The 2,026-nt window shown below is 78.6% G+C and carries 1 protein-coding gene; it reads right to left on the bottom strand.

Translation table 11 applies throughout. The annotated features are described in order from the left end of the window. On the bottom strand, positions 1-2,026 hold a 2,026-nt coding region (locus tag EPD83_RS19885), incomplete at both ends, for an FtsK/SpoIIIE domain-containing protein (protein WP_205859641.1).

The following is a 2,026-nucleotide window of genomic DNA, read 5'->3' as shown; positions in this document are numbered from 1 at the left end:
GCCGGGATGTCGGCGGCGCGGGCGTCCTCGACGACACCCACGGCGTCCGCCCGGTCGCGCACGCGGAAGGCGATGCGCAGGTCGACGTTGGCCTGCACCTCCGGCGTGACGGCGCCCGAGGGACGTTGCGTGGCGAGGACCAGATGGATGCCGAGGGAGCGCCCCTGCGCGGCGAGACGCACGAGGCGGCGCACACCGTCGGGCAGCTCGTCGACGAGGGTGCGCAGCTCGTCGACGACGACGACCAGGCGGGGGAGGGGCTCGGTGGCGCCGCTGCGGACGTACGCGTCGAGGTCCGTGGCGCCGGCCTCGGCCAGAAGCCGTTCGCGGCGGCGCAGCTCGGCGGCCAGCGAGGCGAGGACGCGTCCCGCGAGGTGGGCGTGGAGGTCGGTGACGAGGCCGACGACGTGCGGCAGGTCGGCGCACGGCCCGAAGGCGGCACCGCCCTTGAAGTCGACGAGCAGCAGGGTCACCCCGTCCGGGGGCGAGGCCAGAGCCAGCCCCGTGACGAGGGTGCGCAGGAACTCGGACTTGCCGGACCCGGTCGTGCCCCCGACGAGGACGTGCGGACCGTCGGCGCGCAGGTCGAGGACGTAGGGGCCGGCTGCGGTGACGCCGACCGTCGCCGTCGGACCCTCGCCCGCGGACCAGCGCTCGAGCACTCCGGGCACGGTGAGCGGGCGAGCGTCGACGTCCGCGACGCCGAGCGACGCCGGCAGCGCGGCGTCCCCGCCCGTCTCCCGCAGCGGAGCCAGCGCCCGGGCCAGGCGGTCGCGCCATCCGGGACCGACGGCGTCGCCGACGAGATCGACGCTGCCGAGCGGCCCGCGCAGGGTCCAGTGCCCGCCGCCGGCGGGGGAGAGCACCATCCCGCAGCCGTCGGGGAGGTCACCGTCCGTGGCGGCGGCGACGATCGCGGCCCCTCCCTCGTCGACGACGGCCCGCACCTCCTCGGCGGCGTCGGTGCCGGGCGGCGCCCCCTCGACGACGAGCAGCGTGCGGCGACCGGGCCCACCCGTGTGGGGCAGGAGCGCGGGCCAGACGTGAGCCGGTTCGTCCCCGACCGGGGACCCCCGGACGCGCAGCGCCAGCCGGGACGGTGGCAGGGCGACGACCAGCTGTCCGACGACGGCCGCCACGACGCGCCGCGCCGTCTCCGGCGGGGCGACCACCCCGAGGCAGCCGGCCGCCGCCAGGTCCACCGTCACCGGGACGTGCTCCGCCGTGCCCGGGTGAAGGACCCCGTCCGCCCGCCAGGCCGCGCGCGAGGGGACGTCACCGAGCCCGAGCCGGACGGTGAGGTCGTCGGGGCCACCCCACAGCCCCGGCAACCGGTGCTCGGCGCGGGCCAGCACCTCGTCCGGCCCCGGGTGGCGCACCGCACGCCGCGTGGTCTCGGCCGCGACGGCATCGGCGAGGCGCTCGCGGGCCTCCGCCGTCGCGACCTCGTGGCGCGCGAGGGCCGCCCGGTGACGTCGACGCCCGCCCACCCGGTCGGCCAGGCTGCTCGCGAGGACGGCGACCGGTCCGACGACGGCGAAGACGAGCAGCCGCGGGCCCATGAGCAGCGCGAGCACGGCCACGACCGGCAGCGGCGCGAGGGCGGCGACCCACGGCAGACGATGACGCGGCGGCTCCGTCGGCGGCGGGGGTGCCTCGACCACCACCGCGGCGAGGTCCGGGACGACGAGGCGCCCGGGCACGACGCCGGCCGTCCCGTCACCAGGATGGTCCACCGGCATCCCGGGGCCCGGTGCGCGTCGGATCCGCACCGTGCTGGCCCCGAGCCGGATCGTGCTCGAGGTGTCCGCGGGCAGGCCGTCGGCTGCGGGCGCACCGTCGACCTGCACCCCGTTCGTCGAGCCGAGGTCGACGACGCGCACCCCGTCCGCGGAGACGTCGACCCGCGCGTGCCGCCGGCTCAGCGACGGGTCGTCCAGGGTGAGCCCGCCCGACGTCGCCCGCCCCACCTCGAGGCCGGGCGGGGCGAGCCCTCGGGCGCGTCCGGCGTCCGGACCGCCGACCG

It is taken from the genome of Phycicoccus flavus (assembly GCF_004025965.2).
In the GTDB taxonomy this organism is placed as follows: Bacteria; Actinomycetota; Actinomycetes; order Actinomycetales; family Dermatophilaceae; genus Phycicoccus; species Phycicoccus flavus.
This window is presented reverse-complemented; position numbering and strand designations above follow the sequence as displayed.